This window comes from Pseudomonas sp. PvP001 (genome assembly GCF_040546375.1).
Classification (GTDB): domain Bacteria; phylum Pseudomonadota; class Gammaproteobacteria; order Pseudomonadales; family Pseudomonadaceae; genus Aquipseudomonas; species Aquipseudomonas coleopterorum.
The window spans coordinates 1,685,390-1,706,252 of sequence record NZ_JBEPNQ010000001.1 but is presented as its reverse complement, the minus strand read 5'-3'; the positions used below and the strand labels follow the sequence as shown (position 1 = coordinate 1,706,252).

General features: G+C 62.5%; 15 protein-coding genes and 3 pseudogenes. 5 read left to right on the top strand and 13 right to left on the bottom strand.

Annotation, left to right across the window (positions count from 1 at the left end; all coding sequences use genetic code 11):
* Positions 1 to 106: 106 nt before the first annotated feature.
* The 10 genes and pseudogenes from pgi to dksA all read right to left on the bottom strand — a co-directional run bounded on the left by pgi (position 107) and on the right by dksA (position 12,565).
* Positions 107 to 1,771 carry a glucose-6-phosphate isomerase gene (gene pgi / locus ABMD26_RS07800; RefSeq protein ID WP_134723059.1) on the bottom strand — a complete coding sequence of 555 codons (1,665 nt, stop codon included), beginning with the start codon at positions 1,769 to 1,771 and terminating at the stop codon, positions 107 to 109.
* Between the two features lie 220 nt (positions 1,772 to 1,991).
* Positions 1,992 to 2,861: a pantoate--beta-alanine ligase gene (panC, locus tag ABMD26_RS07795; RefSeq protein ID WP_056845247.1), complete on the bottom strand. Its 870-nt coding sequence runs from the start codon at positions 2,859 to 2,861 to the stop codon at positions 1,992 to 1,994.
* Positions 2,858 to 3,658: a 3-methyl-2-oxobutanoate hydroxymethyltransferase gene (gene panB, locus ABMD26_RS07790; protein WP_122743205.1), complete on the bottom strand. Its 801-nt coding sequence runs from the start codon at positions 3,656 to 3,658 to the stop codon at positions 2,858 to 2,860. The genes panC and panB overlap by 4 nt, the downstream gene beginning before the upstream one ends.
* A gap of 272 nt (positions 3,659 to 3,930) precedes the next feature.
* Positions 3,931 to 4,408: pseudogene (gene folK / locus ABMD26_RS07785) on the bottom strand (2-amino-4-hydroxy-6-hydroxymethyldihydropteridine diphosphokinase).
* Between the two features lie 2 nt (positions 4,409 to 4,410).
* Positions 4,411 to 5,793 carry a polynucleotide adenylyltransferase PcnB gene (locus ABMD26_RS07780; RefSeq protein WP_354308845.1) on the bottom strand — a complete coding sequence of 461 codons (1,383 nt, stop codon included), beginning with the start codon at positions 5,791 to 5,793 and terminating at the stop codon, positions 4,411 to 4,413.
* Positions 5,794 to 6,499: 706 nt separating this feature from the next.
* Complete coding sequence (locus ABMD26_RS07775) at positions 6,500 to 7,933, bottom strand: sigma-54-dependent transcriptional regulator (RefSeq protein WP_134723054.1); 1,434 nt, start codon at positions 7,931 to 7,933, stop codon at positions 6,500 to 6,502.
* 22 nt (positions 7,934 to 7,955) lie between these two features.
* Positions 7,956 to 10,911: pseudogene (locus ABMD26_RS07770) on the bottom strand (sensor histidine kinase).
* Positions 10,895 to 11,071, bottom strand: coding sequence for a hypothetical protein (locus ABMD26_RS07765; RefSeq protein WP_003250005.1), 177 nt, complete (start codon positions 11,069 to 11,071; stop codon positions 10,895 to 10,897). The pseudogene ABMD26_RS07770 and the gene ABMD26_RS07765 overlap by 17 nt, the downstream one beginning before the upstream one ends.
* Before the next feature lie 95 nt (positions 11,072 to 11,166).
* Entirely contained in the window at positions 11,167 to 12,057 is an 891-nt protein-coding gene (gene gluQRS, locus ABMD26_RS07760) for a tRNA glutamyl-Q(34) synthetase GluQRS (protein ID WP_049858683.1), read from the bottom strand.
* Positions 12,058 to 12,121: 64 nt separating this feature from the next.
* On the bottom strand, positions 12,122 to 12,565 hold the full coding sequence (gene dksA, locus ABMD26_RS07755) for an RNA polymerase-binding protein DksA (RefSeq protein WP_049858684.1): 444 nt from the start codon (positions 12,563 to 12,565) through the stop codon (positions 12,122 to 12,124).
* Between the two features lie 245 nt (positions 12,566 to 12,810).
* On the opposite strand from dksA, the gene ABMD26_RS07750 reads away from it, so the two are divergent.
* Together ABMD26_RS07750 and sfsA are read left to right on the top strand one after the other, a co-directional pair.
* Positions 12,811 to 13,986, top strand: a complete 1,176-nt coding sequence (locus ABMD26_RS07750) for a pyridoxal phosphate-dependent aminotransferase (RefSeq protein ID WP_354308833.1) — start codon at positions 12,811 to 12,813, stop codon at positions 13,984 to 13,986.
* A pseudogene (gene sfsA / locus ABMD26_RS07745) lies at positions 13,983 to 14,691 on the top strand (DNA/RNA nuclease SfsA). Before ABMD26_RS07750 ends, sfsA begins: the two are co-directional and overlap by 4 nt.
* Positions 14,692 to 14,912: 221 nt before the next feature.
* Here the strand turns inward: sfsA and ABMD26_RS07740 are convergent.
* Entirely contained in the window at positions 14,913 to 15,185 is a 273-nt protein-coding gene (locus tag ABMD26_RS07740; protein WP_049858687.1) for a TfoX/Sxy family protein, read from the bottom strand.
* Between the two features lie 125 nt (positions 15,186 to 15,310).
* Positions 15,311 to 16,855, bottom strand: coding sequence for a bifunctional aminoglycoside phosphotransferase/ATP-binding protein (locus ABMD26_RS07735; protein ID WP_354308831.1), 1,545 nt, complete (start codon positions 16,853 to 16,855; stop codon positions 15,311 to 15,313).
* A gap of 119 nt (positions 16,856 to 16,974) precedes the next feature.
* Between ABMD26_RS07735 and mrcB the strand changes: the two genes are divergently transcribed.
* From mrcB to ABMD26_RS07720, 3 genes are read left to right on the top strand one after another with little or no spacing between them, the layout of a single operon-like run.
* Positions 16,975 to 19,299, top strand: coding sequence for a penicillin-binding protein 1B (mrcB, locus tag ABMD26_RS07730; RefSeq protein WP_049858689.1), 2,325 nt, complete (start codon positions 16,975 to 16,977; stop codon positions 19,297 to 19,299).
* 15 nt (positions 19,300 to 19,314) lie between these two features.
* The gene (locus tag ABMD26_RS07725) at positions 19,315 to 20,094 is read left to right on the top strand and encodes a tetratricopeptide repeat protein (RefSeq protein ID WP_134723048.1); all 780 of its coding nucleotides are present in this window, start codon (positions 19,315 to 19,317) and stop codon (positions 20,092 to 20,094) included.
* A complete protein-coding gene (locus tag ABMD26_RS07720; RefSeq protein ID WP_056845258.1) occupies positions 20,094 to 20,423 on the top strand; it encodes a YqcC family protein in 330 nt (109 codons plus the stop codon). Before ABMD26_RS07725 ends, ABMD26_RS07720 begins: the two co-directional genes overlap by 1 nt.
* A gap of 4 nt (positions 20,424 to 20,427) precedes the next feature.
* On the opposite strand, the gene ABMD26_RS07715 is transcribed toward ABMD26_RS07720, so the two are convergent.
* Positions 20,428 to 20,862 carry a DUF4124 domain-containing protein gene (locus tag ABMD26_RS07715; protein WP_354308828.1) on the bottom strand — a complete coding sequence of 145 codons (435 nt, stop codon included), beginning with the start codon at positions 20,860 to 20,862 and terminating at the stop codon, positions 20,428 to 20,430.
* Position 20,863: the final 1 nt, after the last annotated feature.

Sequence of the window (20,863 nt, the reverse complement as noted above, 5' to 3'; positions counted from 1 at the left end):
GGCGCCTGACGAAAAAAGGAGGGTGGCAATTCTACCTCAATTGCCCGGTGCTGCGAGGGATCGCACGGTCGCGGCGCTGCCCAGCAGCGTCGCGACCGTGTGAGGGTCAGCCGCGGTGACGGCCGCGGAAGTAGTTGATCAGGCCTTGGGTCGAAGCATCCTCGGCAGTCGTTTCGTTTTCACCGATCAGACGCTGGTAGACACCCTTGCCCAGTTCCTTGCCCAGTTCCACGCCCCACTGATCGAAGGCATTGATGCCCCACAGCACGCTCTGCACGAACACCTTGTGTTCATACATTGCAACCAGCGCGCCCAGGCGACGTGGGCTTATGCGCTCGACCACCAGGGTGTTGCTCGGACGGTTGCCGGGAATGACCTTGTGCGGCGCCAGTCTCAGCACGTCTTCCTCCGCCATGCCGCGTTCACGCAGTTCGGCTTCCGACTCGCTGCGGCTCTTGCCCAGCATCAGCGCCTGGCTCTGCGACAGGCAGTTGGCGAACAGCCACTGATGGTGGTCGGCAACCGGGTTGAAGCTCACTACCGGAACGATGAAGTCGGCCGGGATCATGTGGGTGCCTTGATGCAGCAGCTGGTGATAGGCGTGCTGACCGTTGCAGCCGACGCCGCCCCAGATGACCGGGCCGGTGTCGATGTTCACCGGCGTGCCATCCTGGCGCACGCTCTTGCCGTTGGATTCCATGTCCAATTGCTGCAAGTGCTTGGTGATGTTGCGCAGGTAGTGGTCGTACGGCAGGATCGCGTGGCTCTTGGCATCCCAGAAGTTGCCGTACCACACGCCCAGCAGGGCCAGCAGCACCGGCATGTTCTGTTCGAACGGTGCCGACTGGAAATGCTGGTCCATGGTGTAGGCGCCCGACAGCAGCTCCTTGAAGTTGGCCATGCCGATCGACATGGCGATCGGCAAGCCGATGGCCGACCACAGCGAATAGCGCCCACCCACCCAGTCCCACATCGGGAAGATGTTTTCCTCGCGGATACCGAACTCCACAGCGGCAGCATTGTTGCTCGACACGGCGATGAAGTGACGGTACAGCTCGGCTTCCGAACCGCCCTGTGCCAGGTACCAGCCCCGCGCGGCCTGGGCGTTCTTCAAGGTTTCCAAGGTGCTGAACGACTTGGAGGAAACGATGAACAGGGTCGTCTCGGCACGCAGCTTGGCCGACAGCTCGTGGAATTCGCTGCCGTCGATGTTGGCCAGGTAATGACAGCGCACGCCTTTCTGCGCGTATGGCAGGAGGGCTTCGGACACCAGCTCAGGGCCGAGGAAGGAGCCACCGATACCGATGTTCACCACGTCGGTGATCGGCTTCTCGGTATAGCCGCGCCACAGGCCGTCATGGATGCGCGTGACCAGCTCGGTGATCTGGTTGAGAACCTTGTGCACGTCCGGCATCACGTTGACGCCATTGACGTTGAGCTTGTCGCCAACCGGACGGCGCAGAGCGGTGTGCAGAGCCGGGCGACCTTCGGAAGCATTGAGCAGCTCGCCGGCGAACATAGCCTTGATGGCGCCTTGCAGATCCACTTCGTTGGCCAGCTCTACCAGCAGGTCGCGGGTCTGCGTGTCGATCAGGTTTTTCGAATAGTCGAGGAACAGGCCGCAGGCGCTCAGGGAGAAATGCTCGAAACGCTGAGGGTCGGCGTTGAAGGCATCGCGCATGCTGAAGTCTTGCATGGCAGCGCGGTGCTGGGTTAGCGCCTGCCAAGCGGGCAGGGTAGTCACGTCGTGCGGGGTTCGGTAGTACGCCATCGCTGCAAATTTCCTTTTTCTTGAACTGCCTTTGGACATTGGAACGCTCGGCCGGTTGCGTGCCTGTTGCATCAAAAGATCCAACAGGCGGCCAGGGTCATTGCGGGGCCGCTGATCGGCTGCCAATGCACGGTTCGGACGCTGCACCACCTTAAACCGCCGCGCGCGTTCTGTCTGCGCCTAGTGGACGATGCGTGAACGACTTTCGAGCCGTCTTGGCTCAGCCGTGCTGAGGGTCGTGATCGAGGTCCAGGTGCAGGTTGTCGATCAGTCGCGTGGTACCCAGGTTGGCCGCGACCAGAATGACCAGATCGCGGTCATCGGCCGTGGCTGGCCGCAGGGTCAGTGCGTGACGCACTTCCAGGTACTCGGGCACGAAGCCCGCTTGGGCAATGACTTGCCTGGCCTGGTCCAGCAGCAGCGGATAGTCGCGACGGCCCTGGCTGATCTGTGCCGCCACCTGGCTGAGCACCTGGTACAGCAACGGTGCCTGGGCACGTTGTTCTTCGCTCAGATAACCATTGCGCGACGACAGCGCCAGGCCGTCTTCGGCACGCACGGTCGGCTCACCGATGATCTGGATCGGCATGTTGAGATCGCGCACCAGCGCCCGAATGACCGCCAGTTGCTGATAGTCCTTCTGACCGAAGACGGCCAGATCCGGCTGAACCATGTTGAACAGCTTGCTGACCACCGTCGCCACGCCTTCGAAGTGGCCGGGACGGCTGGTGCCGCACAGACCTTCGGACAGTTGCGGAACGCTCACACGGGTCTGCCCGGCCATGCCGTCGGGGTACATCTCGGCAGCCGAGGGTGCGAACAGCAGGCTGCAGCCCGCTTGCACCAGGCGCTCTTGATCGGCAGCCAGGGTACGCGGGTACTTGTCCAGATCTTCGCTGGGGCCGAACTGCAAAGGATTGACGAAGATACTGGCCACCACGAAATCGACACGCTGGGTGGCCTTGGCGACCAGCGCCGCATGGCCGCTGTGCAGGTTGCCCATGGTCGGCACCAGGCCGATACGCTTGCCTTCGCCACGGGCGCGGGCCACGGCGGCGCGCAGTTCACGGACGGTCTTGACGGTGTTCATGAGGCGAATCCATGTTCAGGTGCAGGAAAATCAACCGCCTTGACGGCGTTCACATAGGCGCGCAGGGCGCCTTGAATATCGCTCTGCCCGGTCATGAAGTTTTTCACGAAGCGTGGCACGCGGCCGCTCAACGACAGCCCGAGCATGTCGTGCAGCACCAGCACCTGGCCATCCACGGCGCTGCCGGCGCCGATGCCGATGACCGGAATCTTCACCGCCTGGGCAATGTCGGCTGCCAGTTCGACGGGCACGCACTCGAGCAGCAGCATGGCCGCGCCGGCCTGTTCCAGGGCGATGGCATCGGCACGCATCTGGCGCGCCTGGATATCCTGGCGCCCCTGCACCTTGTAGCCGCCGAGCAGGTTGACCGATTGTGGGGTCAGGCCCAGGTGGACACACGCGGGAACCCCCCGCTCGGCGAGCAGGCGGACCGACTCGGCGAGCCAGGCAGCCCCTTCGAGCTTGACCATGTGTGCCCCGGCCTGCATCAGCAAAGCGCTGTGGGTCAGCGTTTGCTCGCTGGTGGCATAGGCCATGAAAGGCAGGTCGGCCACGATGAACGCGCCTGTGTTGCCGCGTTTCACGCTGCCCACATGGTAGGCCATGTCGGCAACGGTCACGGGCAATGTGCTGTCATGCCCCTGCAAAACCATGCCCAGTGAATCGCCCACCAGCAACACTTCGACACCTGCCGCAGAGGCGGCGTGGGCGAACGTTGCGTCGTAGCAGGTCAGCATGGTGATCTTTTCACCCTTGAGCTTGAGGCTCTGCAGGGTGGTCAGGGTGATTTCGGGCATGAAAAAAATCCTCGGACTGGCGCTGTGTCGACACAACATCATCTGTCGTGATGTTTGGAAACCCACGCATAAACGTTGGTTTCGCGCCGTTTGGCACCTCAGGGTGCAACGGGCCGCCTATAGTCGTGAGCACGACCGGGGAAGTCAATTGGGTTGAAGGCCTCTTCGCGGGCAGAGCCCACTCCCACAGGTCCGGAAGCCCAATCCAACACGTTCTTTGTAGGAGCGGGGCGGGCGGCAAGCCTTCTGCCCGCGAAGAGGCCTCACCGGCGCTACAGCTTGTCCAGCCCCACAAACGGGCAGGCAGCCAGAAGCGCGCGCAGGCTGCGGCCATCGGCCAATACGAATGCCTCGTCCACCAGCTCGGCCAACGGATACAGCACGAACGCGCGTGCGTGCAGATGGTAGTGCGGCACCTTGAGGCGAGGCTCGTCGATCACCCGATCAGCGTAGGTGATGATGTCCAGGTCCAGAGTACGCGGCCCCCAGCGCTCGCCACGCTCACGGCCTTGATCGCTTTCGATCGCCTGCAGTGCGTCGAGCAGCGTCAGTGGGGCCAGCTCGGTGTCCAGCGCCGCCACGGCATTGGTTATAGCGAGGCTGGCCGGGCAGCAGTGAGTCGCTGGTATAGAACGATGAGGCTTCGACCAGTCGGGTATCCGGCAGCTCAGCCATGGCCTGCAGGGCATCACGCAGTTGCCGTTGCGGGCTGTCCAGATTGCTGCCCAGCCCGATGTGTACCCGCACCATGCTTATTCGTCGGCCTCGCCACGCTTGCTGCGTTTGGCGCCGGTACGACGACGCTTGCGTGGCGCGCCAGACTCGTCCTTGCCACCCAGGTCGGCGATCATGTCGCGGCGTTCACTGTCGTTGCAGTCCTGATAGTCGGTCCACCATTCGCCCAGGCCATCGGTTTCTTCGCCGGCCTTTTCGCGCAGCAACAGGAAGTCGTAGCCGGCGCGGAAACGTGGATTGTCGAGCAACAGGTCGGCGCGCTTGCCACTGCGTCGCGGCAGACGTTCCTGCATGTCCCAGATCTCGCGGATTGGAATGGTGAAACGTTTGGGAATGGCGACGCGTTGGCATTGTTCGGCAATCAGCTCGTGCGCTGCTTCCTGCATCGCCGGAATCGGTGGCATGCCGCGGCTTTGCAGGCGCAGTACACGCGCCGGCAGCGCCGGCCAGAGCAGGGCGGCGAACAGGAAGGCAGGGGTAACCGGCTTGCCCTGCTTGATGCGCAGGTCGGTATTGCGCAACGCCTCGCTGATCAGCGTGTGCGTGTAGGTCGGCGTGTCTTCCAGAGCCTGGGTGGTGGCCGGGAACAGCGAGTCGAACAGGTGCAGATCGACCAGCATCTCGAAGGTATCGGCCGCGTAGCCGGACAGGAACAGCTTGAGCACTTCCTCGAACAGGCGTGCCGACGGTATCTCGCGCAGCATCGGCGCCAGTTCGCGAATCGGCGCAGCGGTGTGCTTCTCGATGCCGAAGTCCAGCTTGGCGGCGAAGCGCACGGCGCGCAGCATCCGCACCGGATCTTCCTGATAGCGCTGGGTTGGATCGCCGATCAGGCGAATCAGGCGGTTGCGCACATCGTGCACGCCATTGGCGTAGTCCAGGATCCGTTCGCTGACCGGATCGTAGTACAAGGCATTGATGGTCAGGTCGCGGCGCTGGGCGTCGTCTTCCAGGGTGCCGTAGACGTTGTCGCGCAGGATGCGTCCGCTTTCGCTGCTCGAGGAGCGATGGACATCCTGTTCGTCATCCTCTTCCGGATGATTGGCACGGAAGGTTGCGACTTCGATGATCTCGCGGCCGAAATGGATGTGTACGAGCTTGAAGCGCCGGCCAATCACGCGCGCGTTGCGGAACTCGGCACGGACCTGCTCGGGCGTGGCGCTGGTGGCGACGTCGAAATCCTTGGGCACGATGCCCAGCATGAGGTCACGTACGCAACCGCCTACCAGATAGGCCTGATAACCCGCGCTCTGCAGGCGCTCGACGATGCCCACGGCGTGGCGGCTGAACTGGCTGCGTTGCAGCGAGTGTTGACCAGCATTGAGCACTTCGGGCGTGGTGCGCCGGTGCTGCGGGTGACGCGCGGGAGTATTCAAAGACTTGAACAGCTTCTTCAGCATGGGATGCACTGTTTGAAGGGATTTTCGGCCATATACGAAGAACGACCGCATGATGGGCGGGGATTCTAGCATTTAGTCGAGGGATGGTGTAGGAGGCAGCGCCGGTCGGCGCAAGCGGCAGGACAAAAGCCGGAAACTACAAGGGGAGCCGAAGCTCCCCAAGAAGTAGTTGCGTGCTCTGTTTTTATTTTTTGTCGGGCTTCTTGTTTTTGTTGAGTGCCCTGTCCACCGAACCTGGGTTCGGGGGTGGCTCCCTATTCGGGAGCAAGAGCAAACGGATTGCTTTGGTCGCTGTGCTGTGATGATCGCGGTGATCCAACCAGTTCTGGCTTCTGCTTCAAAGCAGTTGTTGTAGTTCTCTGCCTGGCTGCGGGTTTCCCCAAAAACAACGCCTCTCCAAAAGAATCAGTTAGCTGCGCCTCCGCCGTGTTGTTCTTGTTATGCGTGAGTCGATTCGTCTTGTTCTTGTTATGGGTTTGCTTGCTTGTTGTTGTTCTTGTACCAGAGATATAGCAGGTCCCATGCCAACTTTTGCGAGACCCTGTAGAACGGGGCTTTGCGGGTAAAAGGCCGGTGGTCGAGGGTCAGAATCGACCCGGGATTCGTTACCGATAGAACCGTGTTTTGTTACGTCGCAGGCCTAGGGTAACAGTTTGTCACGGCTACCCGTCAAGCCGCGAAACCCGCGGGCTAGAGCTGAAACGTATCAGCTTTCACTGGCCACACTCGACTTGCGTCGCGGGATGCCCAGGCGCTGTCGACGCTCCCACAGACACTTGCGGCTGACGCCCAATTTGCGCGCCAATTCGGTCTCGGTCATGTGGTCTTGATGCTCCAGCACGAAGTGCTGGAAATAATCTTCCAGGGAAAGATCTTCGGTGGGGTCGTGAGCGGTGTTGTTCGCCCCGTTCGGTTGGGAAGGCAGGCCGACGAAGTCATCGGTGTCCTGCAGATCGGCGAGTTCGATGTCAATGCCCAGCAGCTCGGCCGATATCTCGGTGCTCTCGCTGAGAATCACCGAGCGCTCGACGGCGTTTTCCAGTTCGCGAACGTTACCTGGCCAGGAATACTGCCGAATCGCCTGCTCGGCATCGGCGGCGAAACGCAGGTCGGTACGTCCGATCCGGGCGCTCTGGCGAATCAGGAACGCCTTGGCGATCTCGCCGACATCGGCACCACGCTCGCGCAATGGTGGCAGCTTCAGCGCGATCACGTGCAGGCGGTAGTAGAGGTCCTCACGGAACTGGCCCAGCTTGGCCAGGCTTTTCAGGTCACGGTGAGTCGCGGCAATCAGGCGAACGTCGACTTTCTGCGACTGTACCGAGCCCACGCGGCGAATCTCGCCTTCCTGCAGGACCCTGAGCAGACGTGCCTGAGCCTCCAGGGGCAGCTCGCCGATCTCGTCGAGAAACAGCGTTCCGCCATCGGCGGCTTCGACCAGTCCGGCACGCCCGGCGCTGGCGCCGGTGAAGGCACCTTTCTCATGGCCGAACAGTTCGGACTCGATCAAGGTTTCCGGGATCGCGGCACAGTTGACCGAGATCATCGGCGCCTTCGCACGTTTGGACAGGTTGTGCAGGGCTCGGGCGACCAGTTCCTTGCCAGTGCCCGATTCGCCCTGGATCAACACGTTCGAATCGGTCGGAGCCACCTTGCGGATCTTGCTGTAGAGATCCTGCATGGGCGGGCAGGAGCCGATGATGCCGATATCGCCATTGGCGTTCTGCGCGGCTGGTTTGTCGGCGCCTGGCTTGTTTGCCGGCCGTTCGACGGCCGCCGCCGGTGCGCTTTGCCGATCGCGCAGGATGCGTGCGGCAGCCTGGAGCATTTCATCGTGATCGAAGGGCTTGGCGATGTAGTCGACCGCGCCCATCTTCATCGAGTCGACAGCCGAGCGCAGGCTGGCGTAGCTGGTCATGATGAGTACCGGAGTGCCTTCGCCCAGCTTGATCAGCTCGGTGCCTGGCGCACCGGGCAGGCGCAGGTCGCTGATGATCAGGTCGAACGATGGAATGCTGAACCGCTCCTGTGCTTCCTGCACGGAGCCGGCCTCACTGACCTGATACTGGTTGCGTTCGAGCAGGCGACGCAGGGCAGATCGAATGATGGTTTCGTCTTCGACGATCAAAATATGCGGCATTGATTCTATTCTCTCGACGGTCTCAGTTCACAGCGGACGTCGCTTCGACATGACGCGGCAATGTCACCCGAATCCGGGTACCGCGCTGGCTCTGGATATCGGCCGGGCTGTCGATGGTGATCTGTCCATAATGCTCTTCAACGATGGAATAGACCAGAGCGAGCCCCAGTCCCGTCCCTTCGCCCGGATCCTTGGTGGTGAAGAACGGTTCGAATAACCGATCCATGATGTTCTTGGGAATGCCGCTGCCCTCGTCTTCGACGATGAGGTCGACGGTCTGTTCGCTCGCCTCGGTCTTGACGCGTACCGCGCCGCCCGGCCACCGAGGCGTCCCGCGCATTGGACAACAGATTGATCAGCACCTGTGCCAGGCGTTGTGGATCGCCCACGGCCCAGTGCTCGGGGTCGCACAGGTTGTAGAACTGGATCTCGAAGTTGCGGCGATTCAGGGCCAGCAGGCCAATGGCATCCTGGGCCACCTGGGCCAGATTGACCGGCTCATCGCTGTGCTGGTGGCCACCGGCATGGGCAAAACTCATCAGCGACTGGACGATGCGCGACACGCGCTTGGTCTGTTCGAGAATCTGGCTGCTCAGTTCGGTGATCTCGGCGTCTTCCTCGCGCTCTTCGCGCAGGTTCTGCGCCAGGCAGGCGATGCCGGTGATCGGGTTGCCGATCTCGTGGGCCACCCCGGCCGCCAGCCTGCCGATGCTGGCCAGGCGTTCGGAATGCACCAGCTTGTCTTCGAGCATTTGCGTTTCGGTCAGGTCCTCGACCAGCACCACCAGGCCACTGTTGCCCGGTGCCAGCGGCTCATCGATGGCGGCCTTGTGCAGGTTCAGCCAACGGGTCTGCCCATCCAGAGCCAGGCGCTGCTTGTGCAAGTGTTCGTCGGGCACGTTGATGAAGTCGATCAGCAGGCTGCGCCATGGCTGGCTGATGGTCACCAGGCGCGAGCCGACCACGTGCTGGGCAGGCACCCCGGTCAGGTCCTCCATGGCCTTGTTCCACATCAGGATCTCCTGATCCTTGGCCAGCGAGCAGACGCCCATGGGCAATTCCTGCAGGGTCTGGCGGTGGTAGCGACGCAGCGCGTCCAGCTCGGCGGCCAGGCCGGTCAGGCGCGAGTGGTAGTCTTCCAGGCGGCTTTCGATGAAGTGGATGTCTTCGGTCACATAGTTTTCGCTGCCCGACTTGTAGGGCAAAAACGTCTCGACCATGTCCTGGGCCACGCTAGGGCCCATGAGGCCGGACAGGTTGGCCTCGATCCGGTCACGCAGACGGCGCAAGGCGTAGGGCCGTCGCTCGTCGAAGGGCAGGTAGAGATCGCGCAGGGCTTGTTCCACCTCCCGCTGGGCAGCCTTGGCGCCCAGCGGTTTGGCCAGCTGCGTAGCGAACTCCTGGGGCGAGGCGGCGTGCAGCTCGCGGCGCTGCGGGCGGCGTACGTTGTCCACTGCACAGGCTTCGGCGGCACTGACCTCCTCGGTGCTGGCAGCGGTGAACAGCGAGATCAGCGTGAACAGCAAGACGTTGGCCGCCAGCGAAGCAATGGCTGCCATGTGCCAGCTGGTATCGTCGAGCACGTAGATCATGTTCAAGCGCGGAATGTAGAAGCCTTGCAGGTTGCCGATCAGCGGCAACAGCATGGTTACCATCCAGACCGCCATGCCCGCCAACAGACCGGCGATGAATCCGCGGCGATTGGCCGTGGGCCAGTACAGCACCGACAGCACACCCGGCAGGAACTGCAGCGTGGCCACGAAGGCGACGATACCCAGGTGAGCCAGGTCCTGCTTGGCGCCCAGCAGCAGGTAGAAGGCATAGCCGGCCATGATGATGGCGACGATCAAGGCTCGACGCGTCCACTTCAGCCAGCGGTAGATATTGCCCTCGGCCGGCGGCTGGTACAGCGGTAGCACCAGGTGGTTGAGCATCATGCCCGACAGCGCCAGGGTGGTGACGATGATCAGTCCACAGGACGCAGAGAGCCCGCCGACGTACGCCAGCAGCGCCAGCGCCTGACTGTTGGCGGCGATGCCGACCCCCAGCGTGAAGAATTCCGGGTTGGTGGTGACGCCCAGACGCAGACCGGCCCAGAGGATCAGCGGCACCGCCAGACTCATCAGCAACAGGAACAGCGGCAGCCCCCAACTGGCGCTGACCAGCGCACGCGGGTTGAGGTTCTCGGTGAAGACCATGTGGTACATGTGCGGCATGACGATCGCCGACGCGAAGAACACCAGCAGCAGCGTGCGCCAGGGCCCCTCTTGCAGGGGCGCATGCAGCGAAGCCAGCGCGGTCTGGTTCTGCAGCAACCATTGCTCCAGATCGTGCGGCCCGTCGAATACACCGTACAGGGCGTACAGGCCGATACCGCCCACCGCGATCAGCTTGATCACCGATTCGAAGGCAATGGCGAACACCAGTCCCTCGTGCTTCTCGCGGGTCGCGATATGACGCGAGCCGAAAAAGATCGTGAACAAAGTGATGAGCACGCAGAAGCTCAACGCCACTCGATTCTGCACCAGCTCGCCGGTCATGATGCCGATGGAATCGGCAACCGCTTGAATCTGCAGCGCCAGCAACGGCAGTACGCCGACCAGCATGAACACGGTAGTCAGCGCGCCGGCCCAGGTGCTGCGGAAGCGAAAGGCGAACAGGTCGGCCAGCGATGACAGCTGATAGGTGCGCGTGACCTTGAGTATCGGATACAGCAGCACCGGCGCCAGCAGAAAGGCGCCGGACACTCCCAGGTAGCAGGCCAGAAAACCATAGCCATACTGATAGGCCAGGCCAACCGTGCCATAGAATGCCCAGGCGCTGGCGTAGACGCCCAGTGACAGGGTGTAGGTCAACGGATGGCGAATGATCGCCCGTGGGATCATGCCGCGTTCGCTGATCCAGGCTACCGCGAACAGCACCAGCAGGTAGGCTGCGCTGACCAGCAACATCTGGGTAAGGCTAAAGCTCATCGGCATCACGCTGGCTCTGCAGGATAAAGGTCACCACGATCAGAATCAGCCATAGCAGGTAGGGTCGATACCACGCACCGGTGGGCTCGATCCACCAGTCCATGATGGCGGGGGAGAACAGGTAGATCCCCACCACCAGAAGCAGGACCAATCGATAGATATACATGCTGGCCTCGGGGTAGGGTCGTGTGCAAAAACGGTGCGGCGATGGTAGCGGATCGGCGTGTCGCTGCGAAGGGGCGGGTATGCCCCGGCTGCCGATCACTCGCCCAGCTGCGCCTCTGCCACCGTGCGCACACGGGGAATCGCATCACTGTTCCAATGCGCCACGCCCCAGCCCAGCACATCCTGAACGCTGCCGTCGGCCAGATCGGCCTCAGGTGCCTGGCCCAGCGCGCGCAGGGCACGCACCAGCAGGGGAGCTGCCTGATCCGGATCCAGGGGAGGAGATCGGTAACTTTTGCCCAGCTTGTTGCCATCGGGCTGGATGATCAGAGGGACATGCAGGTAGCGCGGTTGTGGTAACCCCAGCAACTCCTGCAGATACAGATGGCGCGGTGTCGAATCCAGCAGGTCGGCCCCGCGGACGATATCCGTCACGCCCTGCCAGGCATCGTCCAGCACCACCGCCAGTTGATAGGCATACAGACCGTCGCGACGACGGATGACGAAGTCCCCCGACTCGCGGCCCAAATGCTGCGAATATGCACCCTGCACTCGGTCCTCGAAGCGATACAGCAGTTCCGGAACGCGCACGCGGATGGCTGCATCCTCGGTCGTGTGCCCGGCATTGCGACAGGTGCCGGGATAGATGCCTTGATAGGGTTCCAGCTGTTTGCGCGAGCAGGTACAGGCATAGGCCAGCCCCTGCGCGAGCAAGCGGTCGATCACCTGCTGGTAGGCGTCATGACGCAGGCTTTGATAGACCACCTCGCCATCCCAGTGCAACCCGTAGCTGTCCAGCGTCTGGAGGATGGCTGCCTGGGCACCGGCGACTTCCCGCGGCGGATCGAGGTCCTCCATGCGCACCAGCCAGCGACCGCCCGCAGCGCGTGCGTCCAGCCAGGACGCCAGGGCGGCCACCAGGGAGCCGAAATGCAGGTAGCCGCTCGGAGTCGGGGCGAAGCGACCTATATAAGGAGGGGTTGTCATGGGCGCAGGATTCTACGGGCAATACAGATACAAAGGGGCGCCGTGGCGCCCCTTTGTCGACAGGTCATTTGCCGACCTGTTTTTCCTTGATTTCCGCCAAGGTCTTGCAGTCGATGCACAGATCGGCGGTCGGACGTGCCTCAAGGCGGCGAATGCCGATCTCGATGCCGCAGGATTCGCACCAGCCGTACTCTTCGTCTTCGATCAACTGCAGCGTCTTGTCGATCTTCTTGATCAACTTGCGTTCACGATCGCGAGCGCGCAATTCGAGGCTGAATTCCTCTTCCTGGCTGGCCCGATCGGCCGGGTCAGGAAAGTTGGCGGCTTCGTCCTTCATGTGGTCGACGGTGCGATCCACTTCCTGCATCAAGTCCTGTTTCCACTTGTTCAGGATCTTGGTGAAGTGAGCACGCATCGGCTTGCCCATGTACTCCTCGCCCTTCGTCGGAACGTAGGGAGCGAAACCGGACAAGTTGCCAGTGTTTTGTTGCTTTTCATTGGTGGGCATGAATCAACCGCCTCTCGCTCTACTAATCCATTGCGCAGGATGATCCTTCTCCGGCACCCGCCGGCCCTGCGACTGCAAGCCGGCGAACTTACCAGATCGAACCAGCACGCGCTACTCCCGGTTGTCGTGCCTGGAACGCCTGCGTCGCAGGCACGATGTGGTGGGTTTCGATCGCGCGTTCGGTGCAAACGTTCGATGCAAAGGTTCGGTAGAATCGGCTTTTTTCGCTGCCACAAGGAATCCCCATGGCTCCGCTCTACAGCGCACGCAGTCGCGCCATCGAACCGTTTCACGTGATGGCGCTACTGGCCCGGGCCAATGAACTGCAGAGCCAGGGGCACGATGTGATCCACCTGGAAATCGGCGAGCCGGACTTCACCACGGCCGCCCCCATCGTTGCTGCCGGACAGGCCGCATTGGCCGCCGGGCATACCCGCTACACCGCTGCACGGGGGCTGCCGGCACTGCGCGAAGCCATCGCCGGCTTCTATCGACAGCGCTATGGCTTGGACATCGATCCCCAGCGCATCATGATCACCCCGGGCGGCTCGGGCGCCTTGCTGCTGGCGGCCAGCCTGCTGGTCGATCCCGGCAAGCACTGGCTTCTGGCCGACCCCGGCTACCCGTGCAATCGGCACTTCCTGCGCCTGGTCGAAGGCGCTGCCCAACTGGTCCCGGTGGGTCCTGAGCAGCGTTATCAACTCAACGCCCAGCTGGTGGCGCAGCATTGGGACGAGCACAGCGTCGGAGCCTTGGTAGCGTCCCCGGCCAACCCCACCGGCACGTTACTGAGTCGCGACGAATTGCGTGCCTTGAGCCAGGCCGTGAAGGATCGCCAGGGCCATCTTGTGGTCGACGAGATCTATCACGGATTGACCTATGGCACGACCGCCGCCAGTGTGCTGGAAGTGGATGACGATGCCTTCGTCCTAAATAGTTTTTCCAAGTATTTCGGGATGACCGGTTGGCGCCTCGGCTGGCTGGTTGCACCCCCTCAGGCTATCCCCGAACTGGAAAAACTGGCGCAGAACCTGTACATCAGCGCCCCGAGCATGGCGCAGCATGCGGCACTGGCCTGCTTCGAGCCGGCCACGCTGGAGATCTTCGAACAGCGCCGCGAAGCATTCGGCCAGCGCCGCGATTATCTGTTGCCTGCGCTGCGCGACTTGGGCTTCGCCATTGCCGTCGAGCCTGAAGGCGCCTTCTACCTGTACGCCGATATCAGTGCATTCAGCGACGATGCCTTCGCATTCTGCCAATACTTCCTGGAAACCGAGCACGTGGCCTTCACGCCGGGGCTGGACTTCGGTCGTCACAAAGCGGGCCACCATGTCCGCTTCGCCTACACACAGAGCCTTCCACGTCTGGAACAGGCCGTGGCGCGGATCGCTCGTGGCCTGCAAAGCTGGCAGGCAAGATGATCTTCTCACCGGCCTTGGAAGAAGGGCGTCTGATCCAGCGCTACAAGCGGTTTCTTGCCGACATCGAGCTTGAAGACGGCGAGCGGCTGACCATTCACTGCCCCAATACCGGCTCGATGCTCAACTGCATGATGCCCGGTGGTCGCGTCTGGTTCACGCGTTCGAACGACCCCAAGCGCAAGTTGCCGGGTACCTGGGAGATCAGTGAAACGCCGCAGGGCCGATTGGCCTGCATCAATACTGCGCGGGCCAATGCGCTGGTAGATGGAAGCGTTGATCGCCGGCCGGATAGCGGAGCTGGCCGGATTCTCTGCATTCAAGCGCGAGGTGCCCTATGGCCAGGAGCGCAGCCGTATCGACTTCCGTCTGGATTACCCGCATGGCTCCGCGTGGGTCGAAGTGAAGAGCGTAACCCTGGGCTTTGCCGACAGCCGCATCGCAGCGTTCCCCGATGCCGTGACCCAGCGAGGCGCCAAGCACCTGCGTGAATTGGCCGCGCTGGCCCGCAGCGGAGTGCGCGCTGTACAGCTGTATTGCGTCAACATCGATGGCGTGGACGCCGTAAGACCGGCGTCGGAGATCGACGCAGGCTACGCGCTGGCGTTGCGCCAGGCGGTGGATGCCGGTGTCGAGGTGTTGGCCTATGGCGTGCACCTGGATTCCCACGAGATCGTCATCGACCGTTGCCTGCCGGTGCTTCTGTAGCCTTCGCGGGGCAGGGCGCTACGGATCTACAGGCAAAAAAAGACCCGGCAAAGTGCCGGGTCAATAACCGTGATTAGCCTGATGAGGAGACATCTGAAAGTCCGAACCAAGGGCCTTCCAGAGATCACCAGTCTCGCGACTGGATGTGATAATCATAACGATTCTCATTTAAGAGTCAAGTGCTCTGCGCATTTATTTGCGTCGGCTGTGCAAAATGGGTGCTAGAACCTGCCCGGAGGCAGCAGGGCCGCGACCTGACGGTTCAGGCTCTGCTTGCGTTCGCATGACAATTCGCTCCAGTGCACATCCCGCAATGCTCCCTCGATCGCGTAGAGAAGCACCTTCGAAGCACGAAAACCGCGATGCCTCACTGCGCAGTACGCCTGTACGGCACCTGCCCGGCGAAGATCGGTAGCATTGTGGATACCGACAGCATGAAGCCATTGAGCGGAGGTCTTGCCCAGATTCTTCAGGGCCAGAAGTTCATCGGTCATCAAACCTCCTGGCGTCGGCCAAGGCATGAGAGGGGGAACGATGGGGCAGGCAGCAGCAAACAGTGTAGCGGCGGCAGACCGGCGTGCCGCGTGGCCGGTCTGCTCGGATCGAGCGCTACGGTGTGTTACAGCCCTGGCAGGCGTTGGCGGATCTGCTCCACCAATTTGTCCAGACTGCCGCTTTCATGGGTTTCCACGCGACGGGTCTGCAACAGCTCGGCCTCGCTCAACGGTTCGCGGCTCGCTTGCTGAGCGTCGATCACCCTTTGGGTGGCATCGGAGGGGTCGTCGGAATGGGCCTGACGCTGCTGCAGCCAGCTGGAAATCACCGCTGCCGGCGCGTTGCAATCCAGGATCAGGAAAGGCACCCCGGTGGACTCGGCGATTTGCGCCGCTGCCGCGCGTTGCTCGGCTTTGAGGTACGTCGCGTCTATCACCACCGGCAGGCCGGTGCGCAGCACGTGTTCCGCCAGCTTGTGCAGGTGAAGGTAGGTCGCTTCGCTGGTGCTGGCGTCATACAGGCCTGTCTCGGCGGTCTGGGTGCCGAACAAGCGCTTGCGCTCCACGTCCGAGCGCAGGCGGATGGCGCCCAGTGCTTCGACCAGGCGCAGGGCGACGTGACTCTTGCCCACTGCCGATACGCCGCTGGTTATGGCCAGGAAGCGCGAAGGGATGGCGCTGTAGCTTTCCGCCAGGTTGGCGTAGTTGCGGTACTGGCGCAGCGTCGTTGCACGCTGTACGCCGGTGGCGTCCGGCGACAGGCTGAACAGCGCCACCTTGGCCCGCACCAGCGCGCGGTAGGCCTTGTAGAAGTTCAGCAGTTCGAGGCCTTGGTAATCACCGGTCAGTTCCAGGTAATGACTGATGAAACGCCGCGCCAGGCTCTTCAGACCGCGGTCTTCCAGGTCCATGGCCAGGAAGGCGATGTCGGCATAGACGTCGGTGAACCGGAACGGCTCGTTGAACTCGATGCAGTCGAAGATCACCACTTCGCCATCGATGACGGTAGCGTTGCCCAAGTGGATGTCACCATGGCACTCGCGAATGAACCCTTCTTGCTTGCGCAGCGCCAGCAGCGGTTCCAGGCGCACATAACTGCTTTGTGCCCAGGCCTGCAAGGCATCCAGCTGGGCCAGGTCATCCTTGTCGGTGAGGAACGGGCGAATCTGCTCGAAGTTCTGTTCGACCGGAGCCATCGCCGCCTTCGGCGTGCCGGCTTCGTGCGTATCGGCGACCACGGGGGCCGCACGATGGAAGTCGGCAATCTGCCGCGCCAGCGAATCTACATGCGCCTGGGTCAGTTCACCGTTGGCCTGCAGCGTGCTCAACAGATTGCCACCCTCGAACTGGCGCATCTGCAGTGCGTATTCGATCGGCTCACCTTCGCCGCCCAGCACAGGCGCTTCCGCGCTGCCGGTGATCGGCAGCACCTGCAGGTACAGATCGGAGGTCAGGCGCTGATTGAGGCGCAGCTCCTCGGCGCAGAAGTGGGCGCGATCGGCCAGTGCGGAGAAGTCCAGAAAGCCGAAGTTCATCGGTTTCTTGATCTTGTAGGCGTAGGGGCCGGTCAGTATCACCCAGGAAATGTGCGTCTCGATGACCTGGAACCCTTCCACCGGATGCGGGTACAGGGCCGGGTTTTGCAGGGCGGCGATCAGGGTCTGGCTCACAGGCGATCCTTCATAGGCTGGGATGATTTCAAGGCCGTCATTATGGCCAGTGTCTGCGGTGATGCAAACCGCCGACGGTCCCTGCCCGCGACAAATCAAAGTGCGTATAATCCGCCGCCATGACTCGAACCCGATCTTCCCGTACCCCTAAAAAACCCCCATCTGGCGGCCTGCGCACCTGGCTCGGCTGGGGCCTCAAGCTGGGCCTGGTAGGCCTGGTGATCCTCGCCGGCTTTGCCGTCTACCTGGACGCCGTGGTCCAGGAGAAATTCTCCGGCAAGCGCTGGACCATCCCGGCCAAGGTGTACGCCCGCCCGCTGGAATTGTTCGTCGGCCAGAAGCTGGCCAAGAATGATTTCCTGACCGAGCTCGATGCGCTCGGCTACCGTCGGCAAACCACCGTCGATGGTCCGGGCACCGACTCGGTCAACGGCAATACGGTCGACCTGAACACCCGTGGCTTCCAGTTCTACGAAGGGCTGGAACAGCCCCAGGCCGTGCGTGTGAAGTTCTCCGGCGACTACGTCTCGGAGCTCAGCGGCAGCGGCGGCAAGAAGGTCGCGGTGGTGCGTCTGGAGCCGTTGCTGATCGGTGGCCTGTACCCGAAAAACCTCGAGGACCGCATTCTGATCAAGCTCGATCAGGTGCCACCTTATCTGCTCGACACCCTGGTGACCGTCGAGGATCGCGACTTCTACCACCACTTTGGCGTCTCGCCCAAGTCCATCGCCCGCGCCATCTGGGTCAATACCTCCTCCGGCGCCATGCGCCAGGGTGGCAGTACCCTGACCCAGCAGTTGGTGAAGAACTTCTACCTGACCAACGAGCGCAGCCTGACCCGCAAGCTGACCGAAGCGATGATGGCGGTGCTGCTGGAATTGCACTACGACAAGGGTGAAATCCTCGAGGCCTATCTCAACGAGGTTTTCGTCGGCCAGGACGGCCAGCGCGCCGTGCACGGCTTCGGTCTGGCCAGCCAGTTCTTCTTCAGTCAGCCGTTGTCCGAGCTCAAGCTGCACCAGGTGGCATTGCTGGTGGGTATGGTCAAGGGCCCGTCCTCCTATAACCCGCGCCGCAATCCCGAGCGGGCCCTGGAACGCCGCAACCTGGTGCTCGACCTGCTGGCGCAGCAGGGCGTAGCGACCCAGGAAGCGGTCGACGCCGCCAAGAAGATGCCCTTGGGCGTGACCAAGCGCGGCAGCCTGGCGGACAGCTCGTTCCCCGGCTTCCTCGACCTGGTCAAGCGCCAGTTGCGCGACGATTATCGCGACGAAGACTTGACCGAAGAAGGCCTGCGGATCTTCACCAGTTTCGACCCGATCCTGCAGATGAAGGCTGAATCGTCGGTTACCGACACCTTCAAACGCCTGGCCGGGCGCAAAGGCGCCGATGAAGTCGAGGCGGCCATGGTCGTGACCAACCCCGAAAGCGGCGAAGTGCAGGCCTTGGTCGGCAGCCGCGTACCGGGTTTCGCCGGTTTCAACCGTGCGCTCGATGCAGTGCGCCCCATCGGCTCGCTGATCAAGCCGGCGGTGTACCTGACTGCGCTGGAGCAGCCAAGCAAATACACCCTGACCAGTTGGGTGCAGGACGTACCGTTTTCGGTCAAGGGCGCGGATGGTCAGATCTGGAAGCCGCAGAACTACGAACGCAATTCCAATGGCACGGTGTTCCTGTATCAGGGCCTCGCCCATTCCTACAACCTGTCGACGGCCCGTCTGGGCCTGGATCTGGGCGTGCCCAACGTGCTCAAGACCCTCGGCAAGCTGGGCGTACAGGTCGACTGGCCTGCCTACCCATCGATGTTGCTGGGGGCCGGCGGCCTGGCGCCGATGCAGGTGGCAACCATGTACCAGACCTTGGCCAATGGCGGTTTCAATACGCCGATGCGGGGCATTCGCAGCGTACTCACGGCCGAAGGCGAACCGCTCAAGCGCTACCCGTTCCAGATCCAGCAGCGCTTCGACCCGGCCTCCATCTACCTGATCCAGAACGCCATGCAGCGGGTGATGCGCGAAGGCACCGGACGTTCGGTCTACAACGTGCTGCCGAGCAATCTGAATCTGGCCGGCAAGACCGGCACCAGTAACGACTCGCGCGACAGCTGGTTCGCCGGCTTCAGCCAGGACGTGTTGGCCGTGGTCTGGTTGGGCCGTGACGATAACGGCAAGACACCGTTCACCGGCGCCACCGGTGCGCTGCAGGTCTGGACCAGTTTCATGAAGAAAGCCGATCCGCTGCCGTTGGATACACCGGTGCCGGAAAACATCGTGCAGGCCTGGGTCGACGCCAAGACCGGACAGGGCTCTGACGCAAGCTGCCCCAACGCCGTGCAGATGCCGTATATTCGCGGCAGCGAACCGACTCCAGGCACCGCATGCGGCGGCGCCAATCCGGCCACCGACGATTCGGTGATGGACTGGGTCAAAGGCTGGTTGAACTAAGCGAAGGGGAATGAAGTGAACAAGTGGTGGTTTCCTGCCTTGACGGCATTGGCTTTGCTCAACGGTTGCGCCAGCGTGGAACGTGGCTCCATTCCAGTGGTTGATTCCGGCTCCGCGGTCACCAATGGCGAGCGGGTATCGCGCACCGGCGGTTTCCGCCAGACCACCGTGGTTCGTCCAAAGGCACAGGCCCAGGCGATCACCGAAGATTCCGGCGTGGTCGTCATGGTGCCGCAAGGGGCGGGCTCGCAGCCGATCCAGAGCTTCCCAGCGCCAGGCAACAGCGCGCCGATCAGCACCGGGCCGATCACGCCCGGCCCGATAGTGCCCGGCCCCAGCAGCTCGGCGCCCGTCAGCCAGGCACCGGCCTATACCCCTGCGGCGCCAAGCACGACCTACAACATGCCGGCCAGCGCTCCGAGCGGAATTCCGAGGGCCAGCAGCGGTGGCGGCCTGTCCGCCGACGAACAACTGGACGGCCCGGTCCTGGCACTGTTGACCACCGCTCAGCAACAGCAGGGTGGCGGCGATCTGAACGGCGCTTCCTCCAGCCTGGAGCGCGCCCAACGCATCGCACCGCGCGAGCCGCAGGTACTGTACAAGCTGGCGCAAGTGCGGCTGGCCCAGGGTGACGCCGCCCAGGCTGAGCAATTGGCCCGCCGAGCGCTGACCTACGCCAATGGTCGTCCCGATCTGCAGGGGAGCCTGTGGAACATCATTGCCCAGTCACGCGACAAGCAGGGCGATGCGGCGGGCGCCAACCTGGCTCGCCAGAAAGCCAAGAGCGCTTCGTGATGGATGATCGTTTCCTCGCGATCGCCGAGCATTTGCTGTTGATCGAACGCGAATTGCGTCAGCAGGGTTGGTGGCAGGATGTGCCACCCAGTGCCGAAGCGCTGGCCAGCGTCGAGCCGTTCAGCGTCGATACCCTGGACTTCGACCAGTGGTTGCAGTGGATCTTCCTGCCCCGCATGAAGACCATCATCGAGCAGGATCTCCCCCTGCCCAACGCCTCGGGCATTCTGGCGATGGCTGAAATGGTCTACGCCGATCGCCCCGATCAGAGCCGCGGTCTGCGCGCCAGCCTGGCGCGCTTCGACGAGCTGATCGGGCAGGTACGCTAGACGCTTACGTGCACTGCTCGTCGATCACATTGCGCACTTCCTCGATCTTCGCCTGACGCTCTTGTTCGGTCAGGCGCCTGACCTCGCCGTTGACCTGCTGAAGCACCCGCGGGTTGTTCTTGAGCTGCGCCAGGTTGGTCCTGACCCCCGTACAGAACTCGTTGCGCCGCGACGTCTCGTCGGCCACCTGCGACTTCACCTTGCGGTCGATCCGGCGTTGCTCGGCTTCACCACTGGCTTTCATCACGGCTTCGTTGGAGATCGGCTCGGGCGGGGTTACCGGCTTCACGCCTTCCACGGCGGTTGCCTCAACACCGTTGGGCGGTCGTGCATCAAAATGCGTCACGCCCTGGCTATCGACCCATTTGTAGATTTGTCCTGCCATCACCCATGGGGACAGGGCAAACAGCAGCAAACTTGCGGCAACGGTTGAACGCATG

Coding starts and splice junctions, on each gene's coding strand:
- pgi (WP_134723059.1), bottom strand. CDS start 1,771: ATGGCGTACTACCGAACCCCGCACGACGTGACTACCCTGCCCGCTTGG.
- panC (WP_056845247.1), bottom strand. CDS start 2,861: ATGAACACCGTCAAGACCGTCCGTGAACTGCGCGCCGCCGTGGCCCGC.
- panB (WP_122743205.1), bottom strand. CDS start 3,658: ATGCCCGAAATCACCCTGACCACCCTGCAGAGCCTCAAGCTCAAGGGT.
- ABMD26_RS07780 (WP_354308845.1), bottom strand. CDS start 5,793: ATGCTGAAGAAGCTGTTCAAGTCTTTGAATACTCCCGCGCGTCACCCG.
- ABMD26_RS07775 (WP_134723054.1), bottom strand. CDS start 7,933: ATGCCGCATATTTTGATCGTCGAAGACGAAACCATCATTCGATCTGCC.
- ABMD26_RS07765 (WP_003250005.1), bottom strand. CDS start 11,071: ATGTATATCTATCGATTGGTCCTGCTTCTGGTGGTGGGGATCTACCTG.
- gluQRS (WP_049858683.1), bottom strand. CDS start 12,057: ATGACAACCCCTCCTTATATAGGTCGCTTCGCCCCGACTCCGAGCGGC.
- dksA (WP_049858684.1), bottom strand. CDS start 12,565: ATGCCCACCAATGAAAAGCAACAAAACACTGGCAACTTGTCCGGTTTC.
- ABMD26_RS07750 (WP_354308833.1), top strand. CDS start 12,811: ATGGCTCCGCTCTACAGCGCACGCAGTCGCGCCATCGAACCGTTTCAC.
- ABMD26_RS07740 (WP_049858687.1), bottom strand. CDS start 15,185: ATGACCGATGAACTTCTGGCCCTGAAGAATCTGGGCAAGACCTCCGCT.
- mrcB (WP_049858689.1), top strand. CDS start 16,975: ATGACTCGAACCCGATCTTCCCGTACCCCTAAAAAACCCCCATCTGGC.
- ABMD26_RS07720 (WP_056845258.1), top strand. CDS start 20,094: ATGGATGATCGTTTCCTCGCGATCGCCGAGCATTTGCTGTTGATCGAA.
- ABMD26_RS07715 (WP_354308828.1), bottom strand. CDS start 20,862: ATGCGTTCAACCGTTGCCGCAAGTTTGCTGCTGTTTGCCCTGTCCCCA.